Origin of the sequence: Larkinella knui (assembly GCF_003858645.1) — a bacterium.
GTDB classification, from domain to species: Bacteria; Bacteroidota; Bacteroidia; order Cytophagales; family Spirosomataceae; genus Larkinella; species Larkinella knui.
The window spans coordinates 1,286,527-1,311,037 of sequence record NZ_RQJP01000001.1 but is presented as its reverse complement, the minus strand read 5'-3'; the positions used below and the strand labels follow the sequence as shown (position 1 = coordinate 1,311,037).

Below are 24,511 nucleotides of genomic sequence, written 5' to 3'. Positions count from 1 at the left end.
TCTCTGTTCTACCTAAAAAAATAACCCCGGCAAACGTTTGCCGGGGTTTCTGTTTTCAAATTTTTCTAGTCATATAGGCTCAACCTTGATCTGGTTAGGATCATAATTGGCTTCAGCTGGCAGATGCACCTCCAGCCATTCTTCAAGTTGCATCAGGGCACCTTCCTCATTATACGAGTTATAAACCCGACTTGCCAGATAAGTGCCATCTTTGGCATAAACCGTACATCTGAACTTCTTTTTATTTGTGGCGGTGTATACTGTTTTCATTTCCATTTGTGTGATCTTTTAAGTACAGTTGGAGAGAGTTGGGGAACATGAAAGAAGTTGTTACCAGTCGGTTTTAGGCGTTTTCAAAAGTTTTCTATCAAATTAATCAAAGTATGAACTGGCTTACCAATCGTTTTCTTTTAGTGTATAAGCAGTTTTAAGCTAAAGCATCAGCCAGCCCGGTTTATCGGTAAAGAAAGGCCGGTAATGAATTGCAGGGGTGACCCAAAACGCATCTGAATTGCACTAAAAAATTGAGTAAAGGAAAAGCGTACTATACTTCAAAAAGCATCACTCGTCTGATTTAAAAATAGCAAAAATCAAACCAAAGCCTCTAGTATTAATCACATATTTTCTTAATTTATAATCATTTTAAGAAAATTTAAGTTGTTCATATTTTATTTTCAATTTCTCAACCTATGACAATTTATTCCGCCTTTTTTCTGCTGAACGACCTCAATCGGACCGATAAAAAATCGAGTAAACAAACTTTTTATCGTCTTCTTAGCTGCTTCAACAGGACAAGAAAACCGCTAAATTTCGTCATATACCGCTAAAACAGCGTCAACCTTGAGCTTATTGACTGAACTTGTATCCTGCCGTTTTCCACAATCTTACGCCCATCATTTTATAGACATTTACGATCAAAGCAAGCGTTAATAAACCCTACTATTCCATTTAATCAGCCTGTAGAATTACAAAGGAATAAATTGTTTGTACAATTATTAAACCGAAGCCATTACAACTTATTTTGATTAACTAATTCTACCATTTAGCGTACCACATTTTTATTAGTCTGCTCTTTTTTTTGGATGGCTTTGCCCTGATCGATCAACTCCTGGTAAGTAAAATCTTCATTTCGAATATCATTGATTTCATTTTCAACGGTAGCCCGATTAAAAGCCGATCGACTGACGGAATCGGCGTTTTCAGAAATCACTTCCGAATACTTTTCTTTATCGTACTTTTTATTCAGGGGGTCGCAGCTAAAGAGTGCGAAAGAGCTAAATGAGAGAAGGAAAAGCGTTACTAACTTTTTCATGGCCATCGGTTTCTGGTACTTGATACCTGATGGGCTTATTAACTCTCCCGCTTTGATTTTTGTTAGGTACCTTTTTTAATTTGAGTGCCGGATTCCGGGTACCCGAAGGAGGCTGGTACCCACAAATGGGGGATAAAAAAAGAGCTGCAAGCAGTTTGCTTGCAGCTCTTCTGGATAATGGCCAGTGACCAATACGGGAATCGAACCCGTGTTTCAGCCGTGAAAGGGCCGCGTCCTAACCGCTAGACGAATCGGCCATATCCAGTTTTCAGTTGGTCAGCGACTGATTTGCTAACCCTGATTCTGAAATTGTGGTGCAAAGATACGGAGAAAAACGATTGGTGCAAATCCTGGATTAAAAAAAAATGATTTTTCTGCGATTTGACGGGGATTTCCGGTTTCAGCTTATTTTTGGGGATTGCCCGATAAATTCATTATTTGCCTTACATGAAAAAACTCTTTTTAGTCAGTCTTTGCCTTTTACCGGTTTTGACCACCCTCGCTCAGACCACGTTCCAGCATCCCGATCAGTTTTTAGGATATACCGTCGGCAAGCGGTTTTCGCCCCACTACCGGGTGCTGGCCTACGCCGAGTACGTTGCCCGGCAACTGCCCACCCGGGTTAAAGTACTGCCCTACGGAACCACCTACGAGGGGCGTCAGTTAATGGCGGTGGTGGTGGCTTCCGAAAAAAATCTGGCCAGGCTGGAGGAGATTCGCACGACCCACCTCAAACAGATCGGGCTGGGAAATACCGCGGCCTCCGCCCCCCAGGCTTCTGTTTCGGCCCAACCGCCCATTGCCTGGCTGAGTTATAACATCCACGGTAATGAGGCCATTAGCTCCGAAGCATTCATGCTGGTGCTGCATGATTTATTAGACCCTGCGAATCCCGTCTCTCAAAAAATCCTGTCCAATACCGTCGTCATTCTGGACCCCGGACTCAACCCCGACGGCCACGACCGGTACGTTAACTGGTACAATCAGATGAGTGGGACCAACCCCGATCCGACACCCCTCGCCCGCGAACACAGTGAGCCCTGGCCCGGTGGCCGTTACACCCATTATCTGTTCGATCCAAACCGCGACTGGGCCTGGCAAACTCAGGAAATTACGCAGCAGCGAATGGCACTTTACCAACAATGGATGCCCCACTTACACGGTGATTTTCACGAAATGGGCCCGGAAAGTCCGTATTATTTTGCCCCTTCAGCCAAACCTTATCACGAAGACATCACGCCCTGGCAGCGGGAGTTCCAGCAAATTATCGGACAATACAATACCCGGTATTTTGACAAAAACGGCTGGCTGTATTTTACACGAGAAAATTTTGATCTGTTCTATCCGAGCTATGGCGATACCTGGCCAACCTACAACGGGGCCATCGGCATGACCTTCGAACAGGGTGGCGGTGGCCGTGCCGGATTAGCGTACCGGAAAAACGACGGCGACACGCTTACGCTGCGCCAACGCATCGATCATCATTATACCGCCAGCTTTGCCACCCTCGAATCCGTGGCCGACCGGCCGGATGATATCGTCAAAAATTTCAATCGTTTTTTTGAAAAATCGGTCACCAGCCCCGTCGGTGAATTCAAAAGTTACGTGATCAAAACCGCCAATGACGAAGGCCGAATTTTGGCCTTGCGGAAACTGCTCGATAACAACCAGATTCGCTATGGACTGGCCGGAAAATCGCAGAAACTGATCGGATTCAATTATCAGAATCAAAAAAACGAGTCCGTCACCACGGAAAACAATGACCTGGTTATCAGCGCCTACCAGCCCAAGTCAACGCTGTTAAAAATCTTGTTCGAACCCAAGTCGATGCTCGAAGACTCGGTTACCTACGACATAACGTCCTGGTGTATTCCCTACGCCTACGGATTAAAAGCCTACGGTTTGAAAGACCGGTTGACTCCGGTAGCTTACGCCAATCCGGCGGGTGCCGCCGTTGCCAATGGCAGTGCTTCCGACCCCAAACCGTATGCGTATCTGGTGCGGTGGCAGTCGGCGCAGGATGTGCAGTTTCTGGCCGGTTTGCTGAAAAACAAAGTACGGATTCGGGTGGCCGAAAAAACGTTTAAACAGGGCGAACAACGGTTTGAAGCCGGAACGCTCATTATCACCCGCGCCGGCAATGAACGCCTGGGCGATCGATTCTACCAGATCGTTCAGCAGGAAGCCGCCAAACGCGGAATCCGGCTCATTCCGGCATCGACCGGTTTTGTGGCCGAAGGGTCCGATTTTGGCTCCGGCAGCGTTTTTTCGCTTAAAAACCCGCGCGTTGCCGCTATCTCCGGCGACGTCACCTTTGCGACTTCGCTGGGTGAGGTTTGGCATTATTTTGACCAGGATCTCGATTATCCGCTGACCTTGATCGATGCCAATTCATTTCCGAATGCCTCGCTCGACGGTATCGATGTTCTGATTATGCCGCAGGGCTACGGGTATGGCAAAATCCTGAACGACCGGGCCTTAAACAAACTCAAAGACTGGGTTCAGGCAGGTGGCAAACTGATTGTGATGGAGCGCGTGACTTCGTTTTTTGCCGACAAACCGGATTTCGGTTTGAAGAAGAAAGACGACAAACCGGAACCTAAGAAAGAGAAAACCGATAAAAAACCAAACCTGGATACCGATGAATCCTTACGCCAGTATGGCGAACGCGAACGCGAAGCGGTTTCGGAAGAAACACCCGGCAGTGTCTACCGCGTTGATCTCGACCGTACGCATCCGCTGGCGTTTGGCTATCCGAATGGCTATTACGCGCTGGTGCAAAACGTGTACGACTACGATTTCCTGAAAGATGGATGGAATGTGGGGTATTTGAAGAAAGACAATTACGTAGCCGGTTTTGTGGGTAAAAATGCGAAATCGAAACTCAACAATACCTTGCTCTACGGCGTCCAGGAACTCGGTAAAGGGAGCATCGTCTACATGATGGACAATCCGCTTTTCCGCGGTTTCTGGTACAACGGAAAGTTGCTTTTCGGGAACGCAGTATTCATGGTTGGCAACTAAAAAAAGCCCTTAAATCCCGTTATCCGGGATTTAAGGGCAAAATAGACTTACGGTTTCATCAGCTTCAACGTCCGGTTCTGTCCGTTGCTGCTCACTTTCAGAAACAGAAAACCCGCTGGCGTATTGGAAACACCAAAACTCTGTTTCTCGACGGCAGCGGCTTTTTCAACCGGCCGCTCACTGATCAATCGGCCCTGCACATCCGTGATCCTAAACCGCAACGGTTGGCCTTCCGCACCACGGACTTCGACATCGACCTGCTCTTTCACCGGATTTCCCAGAACAATGACTTGAAGTTCTTCCGACTGTTCGGCCGAAAGCCGACCCGGTGAAGGACAATTGAGGGTTTTTCCGGAGTCTTTCAATACATAGGAGCTGCCCTGAACCCGGGCATACATCAAGGTAGGTCCAACGCCTTTCAAGGTTTCGGGAACGACAAAACTGTAGGCATGGCTGCCATTTCCTTTTCCGGCATTCTTCAAATCATCCCGGTAAATATTGGCTACCGTACTTCCCCAGACGGTTCCGCCGGTATAAAACTCAACAGTAACCGGAGTATTCGGTTTGTTCCGATCCCACACCCAGCCCCGAATCGTACCGCACTCCACTTTGTCTAAATAGCCTTCGAAACTGCCGGTTACCGGACTGGATGGGGCGGGAAGAACCGTCAACTGGAAGCTCACGCTATTGCTGGCACCACCGGCGTCGGTGGCCAGGTACGTCAGCACAAATGTGCCCGCCTGCGTCGGCGTTCCGGTGATGATGCGACTGGGTGTGAGCATGACCAAACCGTCCGGCAATCCGGACAATCCGTAGGAAAGTGTAGTTCCTTCGGGGTCGGTAAACGCAACGAGCGTTGCCGAGAAAGGCACTCCCACCTGAGCCGATAGCGGGGCAATCATCACCGTTGGCGTGGGTGGCTTGGGAAGTTGGTTGCCGGGGTTCGAGCCGCTACTCTGACAAATCAGGGCTTTCGGCGAATCTTTCAAAATAAAGCTGCTGCTGGCTACCCGGGCGGAAAGCAGGTGCGATTGATTGTCTTTCAGCGTTTCCGGAATAGCGAATAGAAAAGCGTGTTTCCCGTTTCCTTTCCCGGCATTTTTCAAATCATCCCGAAATACGTCCGCCTGAATGGTGGCAATGACATTGGGGCCGTCGAGAATCTCAACCGGCAGGGCGGTATTGCCTTTGTTCCGATCCCAGGCCCAGCCGCGAAACGTACTGCAATCGGCACCGTAGATAAAGCCGTCGAAACTGCCCACCGCAGTGCCCGGAGCCACCACAACCGTAGCACTGCCGGGTAGGCTGGAGCAACTTCCTACGGTACAGGTAGCCGAATAAACCAGGGTTCCGGTAGCCGAAGTGGGTACCGAAATGCTGGTTGTAGTGCCGGTGCTGCCGTTCGGGCCGGTCCAGGAAACCGCTCCGGATTCGCAACCGGTGATGGTTACCATGACGTAGGGCGTATTCTGAATAACAGTACTGGTAGTTTGTCCGGCAAAAGCAACGACGGGAGCCGTCGGATTGGGCGTGACGGTCAGGTTGAATGCACCTGACCAGGCCACTCCGCCATCACCACTCACCCGGCAATAATAGGACTCCGAATCGTCAGGTTGAACATTGGTCAGCGTCAGGGTAGCCGAAGTTTGATCGGTCACAACAGCCGCCGAGGTACTGGCCGATCCTTTGTACCATTGGTACGTCAGGTTTTCACCCAAAGCCGTAATCGCCGTACTAACCGTACTGCCCTGGCAAACCGTAGTTGATGCGGGAGTCGGCTGCTGATCGATAGCCGTTGCCGTGTACACATCCACCAGCAAAGTAGAACCGCCATCGAGTAAGCCAACATAACCCCCCGCAAAAAGAGCTTTGTTTCCAACACTGGCCGAAGCCAGATCTTTCCGCTTCTTGGAAAGGCTGGCGGTCGACCAGCTCTGTGTAGTCAGATCGTAGATATCGACGACAGTCGAGCTTTGCAAATCGGTTTCCCCACCCGCAAAAAACACCTTGTCACCCACCGTGGTAGCCGTCAAATTGGTTCGTTTAGTAGATAAAGTAGCATCCGACCAGGTACCGGTACTCAGGTCATAGATATCTACCTTATCGGAATACCCCCCCGTCAATAATCCGCGATAACCGCCCGCAAAAAAAATCTTACCCCCGGCAACCACAGCAGCTAATCCACTGCGGGCTTCCGACAAATTGGTTGCAGGCAACCAGGTAGCAGTAGCCACGTCATAAATATCCACCTTTGTTGAATAGGACCCCGCGCTTTTATACCCGCCGGCAAAAAAGATCTTTCCGTTAGCGGCAACCCCAGCCAGGCTCGAACGCGCTTCCGATAATTCGCCAGTTGTCCAGGTTTTATCGATTAAATCGTACACATCGACGGTTTTCACGGTTTTGAGTAGTTTTATAAAAGAGCCTTCCAAGTGAATACCCCCGGCAAAAAGGACTTTTCGTCCGGCCTGGGCCGATGCCAGTAAGGATCTGCTCACGGAGAGATCCGTATGGGACCAGGAATTGTTGGAAACGCTGTAGATATCCACCCGTTTGGAAAAACCGCTTTGGTCGAGACTGCCTCCACCGGCAAAAAAAACGGAATCAGACGAAGCTGTGGCGGTCAGGTCACCCCGGCTTTCACTCAACTCGGCTTCTGACCAGGAATTGGTACCGAGCGTGTAGATATCCACTTTTTTGGACGACGATAGTCCTTCGAAACCGCCGGCAAAAAAGGCTTTTCCGCCAGCACTGGCACCGGCCAGTTTATTACGACTTTGACTTAAAGCGGACGTGGACCATTGGGCAAAAGCGCCGGGAACATGCAGCACCCAGGCAAACAAAAGGGCAACTGTCAGCGGGAACAGGAAAGGTTTCTTCATGAATAACGTAGTGGTTTGAACGAGTTAGGAATTGATTATAAAAAGCCTCCCCGAACAGCAGATGCCCGGGTTGGGTACTGGGAATTGCAGAAGAATCAGGCGGTATTGACCGATCGAAAAAAGGAAGAATTATACTTAACGGCAGGAGCCCGGAATAGATAGATCCGTAGAATTGATACCATGATTAAGAGAATAAGAGGATAGGAATTTTAAGACACTGCAAAATATCAATAAATATTAAAATTATGCTAACAATAAGTCTATTCATATGAAAAAACAGTTACATAAATCTTTATCAGACAAGAATATGCAGTTAAGCAACGAGTTTCGTTGGAAGGGAAGCAGAAAGAAGCTGTTTACAGGAGGTAAGGTCAGGCGGAATGGATCGGATTAAGTAATTTCCTTAGGCTTTGACCAACGATCTACTTAACACGACGACCTGAGCCGGCAGGTGTGAAGTCAACAAAAAAGCACCGCCTTGAAACGGTGTTTTTTGGTGTTCTCCGGCGGACGTAAGAAGGATCAGTTTTTCAAAATCTTGATGGCAAGCGTTTGTTTGCCGCTGGTTGTTGCCGGGCTAACCTGCAACAAGTACACGCCCGATTTTTGACGAAGCATGTCGAACCGCTCCTGCTGAAAGGAGCTTCGGAGTTCGACCGATCGCTCAAAGACGATTTGCCCGCCACCATTCACGACGCTCAGAACCAGCTGTTCACCGGCAATACCACGAATCTCCACCACCAGTTCCTGCACCACCGGATTGGGGCTGGCGACAACCTGCAAGGTATTTTCATCCGAACCGACAGCAATCCGGGCATTCGGCGAGCACTTCAGCGCTTTAGGAGAGCCTTTCAGAACATAGGTGGTATTGAGCACCCGCGCACTGATTGCCCGTTCTATATTGTCTTTTAGCACTTCGGGAACCGTAAAACTATAGGCATGTTCGCCATTGCCCTTTCCGGCCGTTTTCAGATCCTGCCGAAACAATGACGCCACCGTGGTTCCCCAGATCGTAGTTCCGGTATAAAACTCCACCGTCAACGGCATATTGGCCTGTTTCCGATCCCAGACCCAGCCCCGAATGGTGCTACATTCTACTTTATCCAGAAATCCGTCAAAATCACCGGTAACAACCGGCGTCGAAGGCGGATTGGCAATCGTTAGCATAATCGTCGCGGAAGCGGACTCCTGTCCATCGCTGGCCGAAAATGTCAGGGAATAGGACCCAGTTATCGTCGGAATCCCGGAAATGGTGCGGGATGATGCGGTGAAGACCAGGCCGCCGGGTAAACCGGTCAGGCTGTGGGTCAAAGTTCCGCTTTCCGGATCCGTGAAAGCCGGTAAAACGGTCGTAAAAGTAACGCCTTTCGTTGCCTGCAGCGCCGAAAGTACCGGCGGAACCGGCTTCTGGTTTACCGGTGGATTCGGGGTGGCCGTTCCGGCACACGTAAGTTCTTTGGGCGCTAGTTTTAAAACATAAGCCGTTCCCCGAACCCGCGCCCAGATTGTATGTTTCTGGTTGTTCTTCAGGCTTTCCGGCGGTGTAAACCGGTAACCGTGTTGTCCATTTCCTTTGCCCGCATTCAGCAAATCCTGCCGAAACTGATCCGCTTCCGTTTTATCGATCAGGGTGGCGGCCGCTAACGTAGCGCCATCGAGAAATTCGACCGTCAACGGGGCGTCTTTTTGTTTCCGATCCCAGACCCAACCGGAGAAAATCCCGCAATCGACGGTGCTTAAATACCCCTCATAATCACCGACATAGGCCGAAGCCGGTGCCATGGTTGCACTGATGACCACCGGAACCGTGGCTATGCCGTCCGAAGCGGTGTAAGTTAAACTAAAAGTACCCGAAGTCGTGGGCGTGCCGCTCAGCATTCGCGTGTTTTCATTAAAACTCAAACCGGGTATTGAACCCGTTAGTTTATACGTCAACGGATTTGCATCCGGATCGTTAAAAACGGGCAAGGTGGCATTGTAAGCCACTCCGACGGTTCCGTTTAGCGAAACCGGTGCCGGGGCTACGGGCGGGTGGTTTTGCGAAGTCGGCGATTCCGTGGTAATTCGGTAGAGTTTCCCCTCATTGAAGGTGATCACGTACAATTCTCCGTCAAAACCTTCCCCAAAACTCACCGGATTGACCAATACCGGCGTTTGAACCGTGTTTTGGTACGTATTATTCTCACCCCGGCGCAGCAACCACAATTTTCCCTGGGCATAATCGCCGTACACATACCAGCCCTGAAGGGCCGGATAGGCCGTTCCCCGGTAAACATACCCGCCCACGACCGAAGCTTCTTTGTTGCCATTGTTGGAATAGCCCGCGTATTCGTGAAGGGGTGATACGAAACTTCCCGACATCGTACAACCCGTGGTTATGTAAGCATGAGCCCCCTCGAAGCAACGCCAGCCGAAATTCTGGCCAGCCGGCAGGATTTTAGTACGATTGGCGGCCACGAAATCAACTTCCTCATACCCGTCCTGCCCATTATCGCCCAGCCACAAATCCCCCGTCTGGCGATCAAAACTGCCCCGCCACGGATTACGCAGTCCACTTGCCCATATTTCATCCGGAATACCATCGCCGGGAGTCAGATACGGATTCGTCGGAGGAATGCTGTAGGGTGAACCGCTGTTTACATCAATTCGCAGGATTTTCCCATACCGCTTTTGAAGATTCTGGGCATTTCCCAACACATCACCAAGTTGCCCCCGTCCCACATTGCCATCATCCCCGATAAAAATATACAGGTAGTCATCCGGCCCAAACAGCAGGTTTCCGCCCCGATGTCCGCCATCTGGATACGGAATCGTCATGAGAACGACCTCGCTCGAAAGATCGGCCAGATTCGGATTGCTCCCGTTCCGGGTAAACCGGGCCACGACGCCCTGCCCGTCAGACTGGTTATAAAAAACATAGAAATACCCATTGTTGGGAAAACCGGGATGAAAGGCGACGCTGAAAATCCCGTTATACTGAACGTCCAGGAGCTTGCTGGCCGGAATTTGCAGGAATGGGGTGGCAAGCACAGTTCCGTTCGCTTCAATCAGTTTGATTTTGCCCCCTAACTCGGTGATGAATAGCCGGTTTGACCCGCCATGATCGACATCCACCGGTTTGGTCAGGCCCGAAACAACCGTTTGCAGTTGTAGCTGAGGGGTTTGGGACCTGGCGGTTGAGGCTATTCCGGTCAAACACAGGATCCAATAAAAGTAGCAGTTCTTCATAGTCGTTACGGGATAGGATGATCAATTGAAACAGTAACAAAGTTTATTACTTTCATTAATTTTAGTACAAACAAGTTCAATATCTTTTAGCGCTTCCAGTACCATTCCGCACGGAAACCGCCTACCGGGTCAGCTCGGCCATCATGGCGAGGAGCTTCCCGGCCGTTTCGGGCGTTCGGCGTCCCAGGCCACAGGAGGTTGACACATCCACCGGTTTTCCGTAGGCTGTTTCAATGCTCGCCAGAATGTGTCTGTTCTGATCCAGACTAAGTTTTTCGTGAACAAAACCGGCAATAAATCGGGTGTCTTTCGGTAGCCTGATGTTCTTCAACGGAGCATAATACCCGGTTTCCGTCGGTGGGGGCACCAACCCTTCGGCCAATGGATAATGAACGTATGCCAGGGTGTGTTGCGACGGCCATTCGTCAACCAGTTTGTTGGAAAATGCCACCATTTTGCCCAGGGTTTTGGGGTGAACCAGCGCATGATTGTGAAAATCGCCGAGGCACAAATGAATGCCAATCTGAGCACCAGGGTTGATTTTGGCCAGCAAATCTTTGATCGGTTTCAAGGCCAGGCCCATCAACGGCGAAGGGAGCATATAGGCCGCGTACAACTCCGGCGGAACTTCGAGCTGAACGATCACATCGTGACCCGCTTCCGCCAGAACCGCGTTGACTTCCCGCGCAATTACGGTGTTGAACGCATAGGTATAGCGAATCCACTGGAACTGACTGGCAAAGGCGAATCCCATCGCAAAACCGGTGGGAACGCCCAACTGGAATTTGAGATCGGGCCGTTGACGTTCTGCCCGCAACCGTTTGAAAACCGGGTAGCTACTCCTGAAAAACGCGTCATACCCAAACGTTACGTGATCCGGCATTTCAGCTGGCGTCCGCAGCGGTTTCAGTTTCTGAAAATGATCGTAGCTTTCCGCCATTCCGTCTTCACCCCGGACGGGTTCCTTCACGGTTTTCCAGTTTGCCTTGTCTTCGGTAATTTTTTCGATGGCATAAACCACCCAGGCGATGCGGTTTCCTTTCGGAAAAGCCGCGGATTTTTCCCCAATTTCACCGTCGGGCAAACAAAAAAGAACGGGTGCCAGCGAATCCAGCGCGCGGGTCATGCATTCTTCTTCGTCGGAAAACGGCAGGCTCCCCACCAGTAAAGCGGAACGATGGGAAAATTCTGTCAGCGGTTGGGGGGCGTGCTGAGCGGAGGGTTGTTCCTGTTTCAAAGCGATTTAGGATCTAATTTTTGAATGCTTTAAAATACAAATAATATTTTATCCTTCTCGTCCTTACTTGGCTTATCTTTGTTCTTTTAGTCTCCAAACCCATTAAAATACCGCGCTTTTGTGAAAGTTTTCCGGTTGATTTTCCTGTGGCTTGTCTGCTGCACCTCCCTCTTTGCCCAAAAGAAAAACGAAGCCTATCAATACCATATTCGTCAAACCACTTCGCCCGTCAAAATCGACGGCGAACTGGACGAGCAGGCCTGGCTGGAGGCCGATACGGCGACTAATTTTTACATGGTATTGCCCATGGACACCAGTTTTGCCCGGCTTCGAACGGATGTGAAGATGACCTACGATCAGCAAAACCTCTACATCATTGCGGTATGCTATTATGATCCGTTGGCGTCGGCCCGAAAAAACCGCCCTTTCGTGCAATCCCTCCGTCGCGACTGGGAATTTGGCAAAAACGATAATTTTATCTTCTTCATGGACCCGTTCGACGACCAGACGAACGGATTTACGTTCGGAGCCAATGCCGTTGGGGCCCAATGGGACGGTTTGCTGTATGAAGGCGGCAAGGCCAACCTGAGCTGGGATAACAAGTGGTATTCGGTGGTCAAAAATTACGACGACCGCTACGTTTTCGAAGCGGCCATTCCGTTTAAAACCATCCGGTATAAAAAAGGCATTACGCGCTGGGGAATCAATTTCAGCCGCCAGGATCTGCGGACTACCGAAAAGTCGAGCTGGGCCCCCGTCCCGCGGCAGTTTCCGACGGCTTCGCTGGCCTACACCGGCACCATCGTCTGGGATCAGGCTCCTCCGCAGGTGGGCTCCAACGTTTCACTGATTCCCTACGCCCTCGGCGGTTTGACGCGCGATTATGCAAACGATAAACCGACCACTTACCGGCGCGATGTCGGTCTGGATGCCAAAGTGGCCGTAACGTCTTCGCTCAACCTGGATCTGACCGTCAATCCGGATTTTTCGCAGGTCGATGTGGACCGCCAAGTGACGAACCTGGACCGGTTTGAGTTGTTTTTTCCGGAGCGGAGGCAGTTTTTTCTGGAAAACGGCGACCTGTTTACCAACTTCGGTTACGCCAACATTCGCCCGTTTTTCTCGCGCCGGATCGGTCTGGGCGTTCCCATCCGTTTCGGTGCCCGACTCAGCGGCAAACTGAATAAAGACTGGCGCATCGGCGTGATGGATATGCAGACCGGAAAAGTGGATGCGACCGGTTTGCCCGCCCAGAATTTCGCGGTGGTGGCCCTGCAACGACGGATTTTTTCACGTTCCAATATTGGAGCCATCTTTATCAACAAGGAATCGCTCAACTACGAACCGGGGGTTACTGAAGCCGGAAAACCGGTTTATTCCAAATACAACCGAAATGTTGGACTCGAATACAACCTGGCTTCCTCCAACAATACGTGGACGGGTAAGGTGCTCCTGCTCAAGTCGTTCGACCCCCAGAATGGTGGAAAACGCAACCTTGTTCATGCGGCCAATCTGCTGTACAGCACCCGTAAATGGAACATTGGCTGGCAGCACGAATACGTGGGCAGCAGCTATACCGCCGAAGTTGGCTATGTTCCGCGCCGGGGTTACATCAAGGTCAATCCCATCGTGAGTTACATGATGTTTCCAAAAGGAGGCAAAGTATTGAGCCACGGGCCGCAACTCAATTCGTATTCCATCTACAACGAGTCGTTCAAGCAGACCGACAACGAATCCATCTTCCTGTATTTAATCACATTCCGCAGCAAAAGCGTCTTGTCGGTCTGGACGGGCCATGATTACGTCCGGCTTTTGCAACCGTTTGACCCGACGAATACGGGCCGGGATACCCTCGCCCGGGGAACCGAACACCGCTGGAATGCCTTCGGAGCCGACTTCATTTCGAAGCCGCAAAGTTTGTTTACGTATACCCTTTCCAGCCGGTATGGCGGGTATTATGCCAATGGAACCCGCTTATTTCTGTCCACCGAAGTGGGCTATCGTTTCCAGCCGTACGTTAGTCTGGCGTTGAGTGCCAATTACAACGAGATTCGGCTACCGGAAACAAAATCCATTACGAAGTTCTGGCTGGTTGGCCCCCGTATCGACCTGACGATGACCAATCGGATTTTTTTTACCACCTTCGTGCAGTATAATGAACAGGCCAAAAACGTAAACCTCAACGCTCGTTTCCAGTGGCGGTATCAGCCCGCTTCCGATATCTTTCTGGTTTACACGGATAACTACCTGCCGGGTTCGCTCTCGGTCAAAAGCCGTGCGCTGGTGTTGAAACTGACGTATTGGTGGAACGTATAAACAAACTTCCGTAAACAAATAAATGACGTTGGGAGTTGATTGGGTGTACATTAACTCCCACAAACCATGCGTAATTTCACTCAATTTCTATACAGCCTCGGAATTGCTCTTTTTCTTCTGGTCGGCATGACCAGTTGCGAGGCAATCGGGTCTATTTTCAAAGCCGGTGCCTATACGGGCGGTATCCTCGTCATAGTCGTCATCGTCTTGATCATCTGGGGCGTTTCCCGGCTGTTCGGTGGTGGTCGCAAGAGCGATTAAGAAACCGTATTCCCCAATCAAAAAAGCACGCACCGTCTGAACAGTGCGTGCTTTTTTGATGAAACAGACGGGCTTGATTAGGACATCAAGCGACGAGCTCCACCAGATTATCGCGTTGCAAAACGAGTTTCATGCGCTCGCCCAGCTCATCCGAAGCCGTGTAGAGCGGCAGACGGACGCCCGATGAAATAAGGCCCAGAATTTCCAGTATCTTTTTGATCCCCACCGGGTTACCTTCTTCGTATAACAACGGATCGATGCGCAGGAAATGCCCCAGCTCGGTTCTGGCAAAGGCAAAATCGCCTTGCAAAGCGGCATGGATCATCGTCGTAAATTTCGCCGGAAATGCGTTGGCAATGACCGACATAACGCCCACTCCGCCAATGCTGACGATGGGAACGCCCTGCACGTCGTCGCCCGAAATGAGCAGAAAATCCTCCGGTTTGTCACGGACAATTTCCATACACTGTTCGATGATGCACGACGCTTCTTTGACGCCGATGATGTTCTGGTGCTGGGCCAGGGTACAGACGGTTTCTGCGGACATATTGATCCCCGTTCTCGGCGGAATGTTATACAGAATAACCGGCACCGGACTGGCATCCGCAATGCGCGTAAAATGCTCGATGACCCCGCGACGACCCGGTTTGTTATAATACGGGCAAACCGACAAAATGGCATCGACCCCTTCAAAATCCGTGTCTTTGATGGCCTCTACGACTTCCGGCGTTGCATTCCCACCGATGCCATAGACGATCGGCAATTTTTTCGGGTTATTTTCCTTCAAATACTGGAGAAGCTGTTTCTTTTCCGATTTCGTCACCGTCGGCGATTCGCCGGTAGTGCCTTGCAGCACGATGTAATCGACACCTCCGTCGGTAATGTGCCGAACAATCCGGCCAAAGCCATCGAAATCGATGGTCAGGTCGTCGTTGAACGGGGTAACAATGGCGACCCCAACGCCGTGGAAACGAGCATTCATGTATTTATTCTGGATTAGAAGGAATTGGCAAATCAGAAATTAGTGGCAAAGGTACGGTTTTTCAGTGTGAAACCGTATTTCTCTTTACTTAACTGCTCAACATGGCCAGAAACTCGTCCTCGCCGATCATCGTCACCGCCATTTTAGTCGCTTTTTCCACTTTCGAAGGCCCCGGATTTTCGCCGACAATCAGGTAATTGAGTTTTTTGGAAATACCACTCAATACCTTTCCACCGTGGGCTTCAATCTCGTTTTCGAGTTCCTCGCGACTGAAATTAACGAAGGTGCCGGTATACAAAAACGTTTTGCCCACCAGCGTCTCCCCTTTCTTTTCCACGGCTACCCGATCGGTTACCAGTTGCAACCCCGCCAGACGCAGCCGTTCGATGAACACCTGATTGTCGGAATCGGCAAACCAGGCCACCACACTTTGGGCAATCCGGTCACCCACTTCCGGAACACTGACCAGGGTTTCGTATGAAGCCGCCCTTAATGCGTCGATATTTCCGAAATAATCGGTAAGTTTTTCCGCAATCGTGTTGCCGACGTAGCGGATACCCAGTGCAAACAGGACATTCGAAAACGGTTGCGTCTTTGAGCGGTCAATGGCGGTCAGAATATTTTCGACGGACTTCTCCCGCAAACTCACCACGCGGGTTTTGCCCGTTTCAACATCCTTATAAACCTTTTCCAATCCCAGCAATTTCTCTACCGTCAGTTCGTATAAATCCGCCGGGCTGTGCACCAATCCCCGATCGATCAGCAGCTCGATCTTGCCTTCGCCCAGGCTTTCGATGTTCATGGCGCGCCGTTGGATAAAATGTTCGAAACGGGCCTGAAGCTGCGGAGGGCAGCCTTTTTCATTCGGGCAGTAGAAATGAGCTTCGCCTTCTTTCCGTATCAGCGGAGTTTGACAGGCCGGACAAAGCGACGGATAGTCAATCGGTTTGCTGGCATCGGTTCGTTTGCTGAGGTCGACACCGGTAATTTTGGGAATAATTTCACCTCCTTTTTCGACAAAAACCGTGTCGTTCAACATCACTCCCAATCGCTGGATTTCATTGGAATTGTGCAGCGACGCCCGTTTCACCACCGTTCCGGCCAGTAAGACCGGCGTCAGATTGGCGACGGGGGTAACGGCGCCGGTCCGGCCGACCTGATACGAGACACTGTTGAGAACCGTACTGGCGGCTAAGGCTTTGTATTTGAATGCGATGGCCCAGCGTGGACTCTTGGCCGTGTAGCCAAGTTCACGCTGCTGGTCGTACCTGTTGATTTTGATGACGATACCGTCGGTTGCCAGAGGCAGCTCGAACCGCCGGGTTTCCCATTCGTTGATAAATGCCATGACTTCCTGGAAGGAGCCGCATTTCCGCCAGGTCGGCGACACATTCAGGCCCCACTTTTTCATCACCAGCAGGCTTTCTTCGTGCGTTTGAAATATTTCCGGTTCCGACAGAAACGAATACAGGTAACAATCCAGCCGTCGTTTAGCCACCGCACCCGAATCCTGTTGCTTGAATGTTCCCGAAGCCGCATTGCGGGGATTGGCCAGCAGCGGTTCACCAATGTCTTCCCGTTCGCGGTTAATTCGCTCAAATTCAGCCAGTGGCAAAAAACCCTCCCCCCGTACTTCAAACAAAGGCGGAACGTTCGACCCGTTGACTTTGAGCGGTAACGTCCGAATGGTGCGAACGTTGGCCGTAATATCATCCCCCCGAACACCGTCGCCCCGGGTTACGCCCCGCGTCAAAATCCCGTTTTCATACGTCAGACTCAGGGCCACACCGTCAAACTTGAGCTCACAAATGTATTCATAGGACGCCCCGTTCAGCCCTTTTTGAACCCGCACATCGAATTCGGCCAGTTCCGCTTCCGAGTACGTATTTCCGAGTGACAACATCGGAAACCGGTGGTAAACCGTGGCAAATTCCTTGCTGATGGTGCCGCCGACCCGGTGCGTCGGCGAATCGGGCCGGGCCCATTCGGGATACTGCCGCTCCAGGGCCGAAAGCTCTTCCAACAGCTTGTCAAAGGTAAAATCATCGACCTCGGAGCTACTGTTCTGGTAGTATTGGTAGTTATAAAAATTAAGCCGGTCAGTAAGTTCAGCGATTTGTTCCTGAGGATTCATTCTATTTTTGAACTAAGATTTCAATAGCTTTAAGCGGAAAAAGAAAAATCTAAATTAAACTGCAATCATACTAAATCCTTTACTGACTCTGACAACTGTTCCCAATTGTTCCAACAAAAAGAATTAATTTTGGTGTCAACTTTTGCAATTCGTACCCATACATTCAGAAGAACGCCTTCATGACTCCACCACTCATTGCGCCTTCCATCCTGGCGGCTGATTTTGCAAATCTGCAACGCGACGTTGAATTTCTCAACCAAAGTGAAGCGGACTGGATTCACGTAGACGTCATGGATGGGATGTTTGTACCAAACATTTCATTTGGCATTCCTGTTTGCGAAGCCGTTAACCGCCACGCTACCAAACCGTTAGATGTCCACTTGATGATTGTTCAACCCGAACGGTACATCGAAGCGTTTGCCAAAGCCGGTGCCGCCAATCCGGATCGTCCGGGAACCATTACCGTTCATCTGGAAGCCTGTACTCACCTGCACCGGACGCTGACCCAGATTCGGGAGACGGGTTGCCGGGCGGGCGTTGCCCTGAATCCGCACTCGCCGGTCGAACTGCTGGCGGACGTTCTGGATGAAATGGATCAGGTGTTGATCATGTCGGTTAATCCGGGATTTGGCGGACAATCGTTTATTCCCCATACCTTGCAGAAAATCCGGAAACTGCGTCAGTTGCTGGCCGGTTCAGGTCATACGGCCCTGATCGAAGTCGATGGTGGAGTAGGGAACGACAACGTGGCGGCTTTAGTGGAAGCCGGTGCCGATGTGCTGGTGGCCGGCAGTTCCGTTTTTAAGGCCGCACATCCATCCGAAGCCATTCACCAGCTGAAGTTTTTTAACCCGGCCCTTCGGCAGGCGTAAAAACAGGTTTAGTCAATTTATCGAGCTTATTATTTAGGCATGTATACAAAAATAGGGTGCAGTGCAATTGCCGGAAGTTTACTTTTTCTTTCTGTTTTGTCCTGCAAACAGACTCCCAGCACGGGCAATGACCCGACGAATACCAGCGATTCAAGCGTTGTTCAGACCCGCATTCCCACCGTCGAATGGGCTAAAAATGCAACCATCTACGAGGTAAACACCCGTCAATTTTCGGAAGAAGGCACGTTTAAAGCCGTTGAACAGCAACTCACCCGACTCAAGGAACTGGGCGTTGACATTCTCTGGTTTATGCCGATTCACCCGATTAGCAAAGAAAGCCAGCGGACGCTGCCGGGCAATCCGTACGCCGTGGAAGACTATAAAGCCGTTAACCCTGAATTTGGCACACTGGCCGATTTCAAGGCCCTGGTGAAACAGGCGCACGATTTGGGAATGCACGTCATCATCGACTGGGTGCCCAACCATACCGGCCGTGCGCATACGTGGGTGAAACAGCATCCCGACTGGTATACGCGAATCAACGGAAAACTCAGTCCGCCGATCGACGAACAGGGCAAAGTGACCGACCGCCCGGACGTGGTGGATCTGAATTATAAAAACCCGCAGGTTCGGACAGCCATGATCGACGCCATGCAATTCTGGGTGCGTGAATGTGACATCGACGGGTATCGCTGTGAAGTGGCGGGGTATGTGCCGGACGATTTCTGGCGTGAACTGCGCCCTAAACTGGACAGCATCAAAACCGTGTTCATGCTCGCCGAATGGGAAGACAAACCCGAGCATTTTAAAGAATGCTTCAACATGAATTACGGCTGGAGTTCTTACCAGCTGATGAAGTTGATTGCCAAAGGCAAGCGCCCGGCCTCCGCCATCGACTCGCTGTTGAGCCACAACAAGCAACGGTTTCCGCGGGGGTATTACCAGATGCATTTTACCCAGAATCACGACGAGAATGCGTGGGTTGGCACCGGAACCGAGTTGTTTGGCAACGGAGTCGATGCCTTTACCGTGCTGGCTTTTACGTTCGATGGGATGCCGCTGGTGTATAACGGCATGGAGTCTAACCTGAGCAAACGGCTGAAATTTTACGAAAAAGACCCCATTTACTGGGGAAACTACGGCAAAACCGATTTTTACAAAACGTTGTTGACGCTAAAACACCGCAATCGCGCCCTTTGGAACGGACCAGCGGGGGGGGCGTTAATTAAAATTCCGACGGAGAAAGACGATAAGGTGTATGCGTTCTACCGCCAGCAGGAAAATGATCGGGTCATTGTGATCGTCAACCTCAGTCCGACGCCCCAGACCATCCGGCTGAACGGTGACGGTTTTGAAGGGGTGTACACGGAAGTATTCAGCCGCCAACCCGCCGAATTACGCAGTTCCCTGACGTTTGCACTGAAACCGTGGGAATATAAGGTGTATACGAATTAAGTACGGATGAATCAGGGGTGCAGACTCATTTCATTCATAATTTTTCATCCCTAATTCATCGTTCATCATTCATCATTCGTTATCTTGTTTGCATGATACGGGGAGTCTTACTAGTGCTGGTGTGGGTTGTGTTCGGTCGGTCTTCCGTGTCGGCCCAGACGGTACAATGGGCCAGTTCGGTAGTCGGATTTTCGTCGGAAGGTCGCGGAGAAGCCTATTCACAGCAATACCGGGCCAATCAGATCCTGGGAAAACCCAACCGGCTGCCGAAAGTCGGCGATAATCCCTGTGCCTGGTCACCACTCTATCCCGATGGCCCCAATGACGAGTGGATCACGGTCCGGTTTGCAGAAGCGATTCCCATCCGGCAAATCGCCATCTTCCAGAGCGGTAATCCGGGTGCCGTCAGCCAGGTGCTGGTCATCGATGGTTCGGGCCGCGAAATACCGGTTTATAAGGTGGGGCCTTCCGCACAGATTGCCGAAAATGGCCAAACGCCCGTGCTCCGTATAGCCCCGACGGATCCGGTGGTGACCGCTAATACCGTAAAACTGGTCATCAGTCCCAACCGGATTAAAGGCGCCAACCAGATCGACGCCATTGGGATTTCGGCCGATCCCCAGCCCATCGACATTGCCATCAACGTATCCAAAGATGCGCCCAAGGACCTGGTCAAAGAAAATATTGGTTCTCAGGTGAATTCACGCGGTCAGGAAGTGGCCCCGGTCATCTCGCCGGATGGAAAAACGCTGTATTTTACGCGGGGACAACACGAACGCAATACCGGTGATCCCAAAAACCAGGATGTCTGGTATTCGACCCTTCAACCCAACGGCGAGTGGGGAAACGCCGTCAACATGGGACCGCCGATCAATACCACTGCCGACAATGCCGTCAGCGGGATGTCGCCGGATGGCCGTACGCTTTACCTGATCAACGTTTATAAACCGGACGGTTCGGTAACCTACGGTTTATCGAAATCGACGCTGGGGAAAAACGGCTGGTCGTTTCCGGTCGAATGCGTGATCGCCAATAACCACAACCTGCACAAAAATGCGTATACCGAATACGCGATTGTGCCCGACGGGAAAACGATGATTCTGTCCGTTCAACGCCGGAACTCACTGGGAGACAAAGACTTGTACGTTTCGTTTTTACAGCCCAACCAAACGTGGAGCGAACCGGTCAGCATGGGACCAATGCTGAATACGGCGGAGTATGAAGGCGCGCCCTTTGTCGCTTCCGATTCCCGAACCCTGTATTTCACCTCAGCCGGACGACCCGAATATGGCAATGGCGATATCTTCGTCAGCCGCCGGCTCGATGATACGTGGACTAAATGGTCGGAACCGGAAAACCTGGGGCCAAATGTCAACACGCCCGAATGGGACGGTTATTTTACCATTCCGGCCACCGGCGATTATGCGTACCTCAGTTCGATCCAGAATTCGATGGGTGGCGAAGATATTTTCCGCCTGAAACTCTATCCGACCATCAAACCCGATCCGGTTGCTATCGTATCGGGAAAGGTAATTGACGGCGTCAGTAAAAAACCGGTTGCTGCCGAAGTTTTCTCGGCCATCGCCCCCGACAACAAGGAGAACAGCCACGTTAGTTATGACCCCGAAACCGGCGATTACAAGCTATTGCTGGCCATGCAAAACAGCTACAATCTGACGGCAAAACGCGAAGGATACTTTCCAACCACCGAATTTATCGATCTCAGCAAGGACAAACGATTTAAGGAAATTCGTAAAAATCTCATTTTAACGCCCATCAAAGCCGGTCAGCGGGTGGTGTTGCACGACGTGCTGTTCGAGCAAAGCAAAGCCGTGCTGTTAAGCGGTTCCAATGCCGAGCTCGACCGCGTAGTGCAGATGCTGAAAGAGCATCCAACCATGGAAATTCAGGTAGACGGACACACTGATAATCAAGGCGTTTGGGATTTAAACATGAAGCTTTCGCAGGACCGGGTCCGGGTCATCAAGGAGTATTTAATGGAACAGGGAATTCCTGATCTCCGCATCCAGACCAAAGCCTGGGGACCCAGTAAACCCATTGCCAGTAACGAGACCGAAGAGAAGCGCCGGTTGAACCGAAGAGTAGAATTTACGATCCTGAAAATGTAAAGTCCCACAAATCAGTTTATTTTTGCCCGCAGAAAGTTATTCCATTGATTGATGTCCTTATCGCCACACCGTCGAACGTCTGTTTTCATTCTTGCCGGAATCCTGCTATTGGCTTTTATTCTCCGGATTTACCGCCTGGACACCTACGGTATTTGGTTCGACGAGAAAGCGACGCTTCTCATCACCCAGGGTGTCGTGCACGAAGGCGCCAACCAACACGACGTGTTTGACAAGAAGGATTCGCCTTATTTTACGCCACAGGAATTCTGGAAACCAAAGACGATCGCCGATTACAACGAAGCGATCGCCCGCGGAGACATCGGCCACAGTCCGGCCTATTACGTGATTTTGTGGATTTGGCTGAAACTATTCGGGCTCAGTGATTTTTCAATCCGTTTTCCGTCGGTTATATTTAGTACTTTAACCGTTCTGCTGCTCTATTTTTTCGTCAAACGACATTTTCGACAGGACCCCGAAGTGGCCAATCGCCTGGCGTTGATCAGTGCGTTTATTGCCGCCATCGAGCCGCTTTTTATCGCCCAGAGCCACATTGCCCGCAACTATTCGATGACGTTCTTTCTGACGCTGCTCTCGACGCACGTTTTTCTGGTCATCATCGAAAAAGAAAAGAAACGGAAAGTGCCTCTGCGTTTATACGTGGGTTATGGTGCCCTCGTAACGGTTTCAATTCTTTCGCATTACCTGACGATTACGGTTTTTTTATGCCACGGGTTATACACCCTTCTGTACGTCCGGAAATGGCCGATGTGGTATAAATTCGGGGCGTCGTTCGCGGTCGCCATCGGATTGGTTGCTTTATGGCTGACGTATGGCGGTGGACAAACCACCTTTTTCACGCTCAACCACCAGGCGCAGTTTTATCGCCATATCGCCCTCACTAATCCGCTGAACAGTACCTTCGGTATTGTGCTGCCCGCCACGGTCCCGAATGTTTTCTGGCGATCGCTACCGGTTTGGAGCGATCTGGTTCTGTTCACCAATGGCCTGGCATCGGCTGCGGTTGGTTACCGGAATGTGGCGGTCGCGCTCCTGATCGGCGTGCTGTCGGTGGCCCTGATTCACCGGTATCGCAACCAGCGGCAACCGCCCCAGTGGATTAAACTGGCTTTACCCGCCCTGTTTCTGGCCGGTGCGATTTATTATACGGCCAATCCGCTGCAGCACCTGGTCTTGTCGGCCACACTGCCGTTTTTTTACTTATTGGGCGCGGCTCTGCTGGAAGATTTCCGGCCGAATGACCGCCCGTTGCTTGTTTTTCTGGTCCTGCTGTCGCTTGTCCCAACCTTGTTTCTGTTGCTGATGGCGTTCCGGTCCGGCCACACCTACGGCATTACGCAACGGTATTCGGGGTTTTCGTTTCCGTACGTCATCATTCTGGTGGCCATCCTGATTCTGAAGCTTTCGACCCAGAAACTATGGCTCAGTTTGCCACTGGCTGCGATTCTGCTGATCCAGAGCGGTCTGATTGTTCAGTTGCTCCAGCGGATTTACAACGATACCGCCCCGAAGTATACGTCGTTTGCCATTCCCCGCATCGCCAATCCATTCTGGGCATCCGCCAAAAAAATTGAAGCGCTTTATGCGCCCGGCGATACGGTTTTGTATCCCTCTCTGAAACGCCATGAATATAGCGATATTGACAAAAGTGGCCGGCCCTACGCCATTATCGAAGCCCAATTGGTCAATCTCTATTTACCGAAGGATGCAACGTATTATCAGCGTATCGACCCCAACGAGCCGGATAAGATTGTACTGGTCAAAGGACGGACGGGCCAGAAAATCACTATCTTTGACCTCGAAGGAATGAAATACAGGTATTAAAATGACTTCACCAGCACTGACAACCGATATCACCACCCTCAGCGGCCAATTGCGGCTGAAGGTTCTGGAATTGTACAATAAGGCGCATGCCGGGCACATTGGCTGTTCGCTGAGCTGCCTCGACATGATGATTGCCACACTGATTCTTCGCAAACAGGAGGACGATACGTTCATCCTGTCGAAGGGTCATGCCGCAGCAGCTTTGTACGTCTGCCTCAACCATCTGGGCGAAATTACGGACGAACAATTGCAGTCGTTCTACAAAAATGGAACCACGCTGCCCGCCCACCCCGCTCCCAACAAACACAAAGGCATTCCGTTTGCCACCGGCTCGCTCGGACACGGTTTTCCGATCGCTTCGGGCATTGCTCACGCCAACAAATTGCAGGGCAACCCGCATGCGGTTTACGTGCTGATGTCGGACGGAGAAACCAACGAAGGCACGACCTGGGAGGCCGCCCATTACGCCATTCAGCAAGGCCTGGACAACCTGACTGTGCTGATCGACAAAAACGGCTTGCAGGGGTTTGGTCAAACCGCCGATGTGTTCGGCGATACCGCCGATGTCGCCAAATGGAAAGCCATTGGTTTCGAGGTGGTTGAAGCCGACGGCCACGACGTGGAAGCCCTGCTCGTTACGCTCGATACGCTTCGGCTGCAAACCAATGGCAAACCCAAAGTCATCATTGCCCATACGGTAAAAGGCAAAGGGGTTTCGTATATGGAAAACCGGCTCGAATGGCACTACCTGCCCATGACGGCCGATCTGTATGACCAGGCCTGTTCCGACATCAACGATCGGTATTTTACCGCCTAATCCTGTCTGAAAAACAGGCT

At 51.0% G+C, this 24,511-nt stretch carries 15 protein-coding genes and 1 tRNA gene; 8 read left to right on the top strand and 8 right to left on the bottom strand.

What is annotated here, in order from left to right; all coding sequences use genetic code 11:
- Window positions 1–69: 69 nt before the first annotated feature.
- The 3 genes from EHT87_RS05325 to EHT87_RS05315 all read right to left on the bottom strand — a co-directional run bounded on the left by EHT87_RS05325 (window position 70) and on the right by EHT87_RS05315 (window position 1,569).
- On the bottom strand, window positions 70–270 hold the full coding sequence (locus tag EHT87_RS05325) for a hypothetical protein (protein ID WP_148096025.1): 201 nt from the start codon (window positions 268–270) through the stop codon (window positions 70–72).
- 772 nt (window positions 271–1,042) lie between these two features.
- Complete coding sequence (locus EHT87_RS05320) at window positions 1,043–1,312, bottom strand: hypothetical protein (protein WP_124904571.1); 270 nt, start codon at window positions 1,310–1,312, stop codon at window positions 1,043–1,045.
- Between the two features lie 185 nt (window positions 1,313–1,497).
- A tRNA-Glu gene (locus EHT87_RS05315) sits at window positions 1,498–1,569 on the bottom strand.
- Between the two features lie 190 nt (window positions 1,570–1,759).
- Between EHT87_RS05315 and EHT87_RS05310 the strand changes: the two genes are divergently transcribed.
- Window positions 1,760–4,336 carry a M14 family metallopeptidase gene (locus tag EHT87_RS05310; protein ID WP_124904569.1) on the top strand — a complete coding sequence of 859 codons (2,577 nt, stop codon included), beginning with the start codon at window positions 1,760–1,762 and terminating at the stop codon, window positions 4,334–4,336.
- 47 nt (window positions 4,337–4,383) lie between these two features.
- On the opposite strand, the gene EHT87_RS05305 is transcribed toward EHT87_RS05310, so the two are convergent.
- From EHT87_RS05305 to EHT87_RS05295, 3 genes are all read right to left on the bottom strand, one after another.
- A complete protein-coding gene (locus tag EHT87_RS05305) occupies window positions 4,384–7,218 on the bottom strand; it encodes a Kelch repeat-containing protein (protein WP_124904567.1) in 2,835 nt (944 codons plus the stop codon).
- Window positions 7,219–7,740: 522 nt separating this feature from the next.
- Window positions 7,741–10,446: a PQQ-dependent sugar dehydrogenase gene (locus tag EHT87_RS05300; protein WP_124904565.1), complete on the bottom strand. Its 2,706-nt coding sequence runs from the start codon at window positions 10,444–10,446 to the stop codon at window positions 7,741–7,743.
- A gap of 121 nt (window positions 10,447–10,567) precedes the next feature.
- Window positions 10,568–11,683 carry a hypothetical protein gene (locus tag EHT87_RS05295; RefSeq protein WP_124904563.1) on the bottom strand — a complete coding sequence of 372 codons (1,116 nt, stop codon included), beginning with the start codon at window positions 11,681–11,683 and terminating at the stop codon, window positions 10,568–10,570.
- Between the two features lie 120 nt (window positions 11,684–11,803).
- On the opposite strand from EHT87_RS05295, the gene EHT87_RS05290 reads away from it, so the two are divergent.
- Entirely contained in the window at window positions 11,804–13,999 is a 2,196-nt protein-coding gene (locus tag EHT87_RS05290) for a DUF5916 domain-containing protein (protein WP_124904561.1), read from the top strand.
- Between the two features lie 66 nt (window positions 14,000–14,065).
- Window positions 14,066–14,260, top strand: a complete 195-nt coding sequence (locus tag EHT87_RS05285; RefSeq protein WP_124904559.1) for a hypothetical protein — start codon at window positions 14,066–14,068, stop codon at window positions 14,258–14,260.
- An 85-nt stretch (window positions 14,261–14,345) separates the two neighbouring features.
- Here the strand turns inward: EHT87_RS05285 and dapA are convergent, their stop codons facing one another.
- Together dapA and ligA are read right to left on the bottom strand one after the other, a co-directional pair.
- The gene (dapA, locus tag EHT87_RS05280) at window positions 14,346–15,242 is read right to left on the bottom strand and encodes a 4-hydroxy-tetrahydrodipicolinate synthase (RefSeq protein WP_124904557.1); all 897 of its coding nucleotides are present in this window, start codon (window positions 15,240–15,242) and stop codon (window positions 14,346–14,348) included.
- Window positions 15,243–15,330: 88 nt separating this feature from the next.
- Complete coding sequence (gene ligA, locus EHT87_RS05275; protein WP_124904555.1) at window positions 15,331–17,376, bottom strand: NAD-dependent DNA ligase LigA; 2,046 nt, start codon at window positions 17,374–17,376, stop codon at window positions 15,331–15,333.
- Window positions 17,377–17,555: 179 nt separating this feature from the next.
- On the opposite strand from ligA, the gene rpe reads away from it, so the two are divergent.
- From rpe to EHT87_RS05250, 5 genes are all read left to right on the top strand, one after another.
- Complete coding sequence (gene rpe, locus EHT87_RS05270; RefSeq protein WP_124904553.1) at window positions 17,556–18,248, top strand: ribulose-phosphate 3-epimerase; 693 nt, start codon at window positions 17,556–17,558, stop codon at window positions 18,246–18,248.
- A gap of 39 nt (window positions 18,249–18,287) precedes the next feature.
- Window positions 18,288–19,703 (top strand): alpha-amylase family glycosyl hydrolase, encoded by a 1,416-nt coding sequence (locus tag EHT87_RS05265; protein WP_124904551.1) that lies wholly within the window; start codon window positions 18,288–18,290, stop codon window positions 19,701–19,703.
- A 92-nt stretch (window positions 19,704–19,795) separates the two neighbouring features.
- Window positions 19,796–21,832 (top strand): OmpA family protein, encoded by a 2,037-nt coding sequence (locus EHT87_RS05260; protein ID WP_124904549.1) that lies wholly within the window; start codon window positions 19,796–19,798, stop codon window positions 21,830–21,832.
- Between the two features lie 51 nt (window positions 21,833–21,883).
- Entirely contained in the window at window positions 21,884–23,674 is a 1,791-nt protein-coding gene (locus EHT87_RS05255) for a glycosyltransferase family 39 protein (protein ID WP_124904547.1), read from the top strand.
- Window position 23,675: 1 nt separating this feature from the next.
- Complete coding sequence (locus tag EHT87_RS05250) at window positions 23,676–24,491, top strand: transketolase (protein WP_124904545.1); 816 nt, start codon at window positions 23,676–23,678, stop codon at window positions 24,489–24,491.
- Window positions 24,492–24,511 lie beyond the last annotated feature (20 nt).

Excerpts from the sequence above, each read along its gene's own strand:
- EHT87_RS05255 (WP_124904547.1), top strand. The coding sequence starts at position 21,884 with ATGTCCTTATCGCCACACCGTCGAACGTCTGTTTTCATTCTTGCCGGA.
- dapA (WP_124904557.1), bottom strand. The coding sequence starts at position 15,242 with ATGAATGCTCGTTTCCACGGCGTTGGGGTCGCCATTGTTACCCCGTTC.
- EHT87_RS05260 (WP_124904549.1), top strand. The coding sequence starts at position 19,796 with ATGATACGGGGAGTCTTACTAGTGCTGGTGTGGGTTGTGTTCGGTCGG.
- EHT87_RS05325 (WP_148096025.1), bottom strand. The coding sequence starts at position 270 with ATGAAAACAGTATACACCGCCACAAATAAAAAGAAGTTCAGATGTACG.
- EHT87_RS05300 (WP_124904565.1), bottom strand. The coding sequence starts at position 10,446 with ATGAAGAACTGCTACTTTTATTGGATCCTGTGTTTGACCGGAATAGCC.
- EHT87_RS05265 (WP_124904551.1), top strand. The coding sequence starts at position 18,288 with ATGTATACAAAAATAGGGTGCAGTGCAATTGCCGGAAGTTTACTTTTT.
- ligA (WP_124904555.1), bottom strand. The coding sequence starts at position 17,376 with ATGAATCCTCAGGAACAAATCGCTGAACTTACTGACCGGCTTAATTTT.
- EHT87_RS05250 (WP_124904545.1), top strand. The coding sequence starts at position 23,676 with ATGACTTCACCAGCACTGACAACCGATATCACCACCCTCAGCGGCCAA.
- EHT87_RS05310 (WP_124904569.1), top strand. The coding sequence starts at position 1,760 with ATGAAAAAACTCTTTTTAGTCAGTCTTTGCCTTTTACCGGTTTTGACC.
- rpe (WP_124904553.1), top strand. The coding sequence starts at position 17,556 with ATGACTCCACCACTCATTGCGCCTTCCATCCTGGCGGCTGATTTTGCA.
- EHT87_RS05285 (WP_124904559.1), top strand. The coding sequence starts at position 14,066 with ATGCGTAATTTCACTCAATTTCTATACAGCCTCGGAATTGCTCTTTTT.
- EHT87_RS05320 (WP_124904571.1), bottom strand. The coding sequence starts at position 1,312 with ATGAAAAAGTTAGTAACGCTTTTCCTTCTCTCATTTAGCTCTTTCGCA.
- EHT87_RS05305 (WP_124904567.1), bottom strand. The coding sequence starts at position 7,218 with ATGAAGAAACCTTTCCTGTTCCCGCTGACAGTTGCCCTTTTGTTTGCC.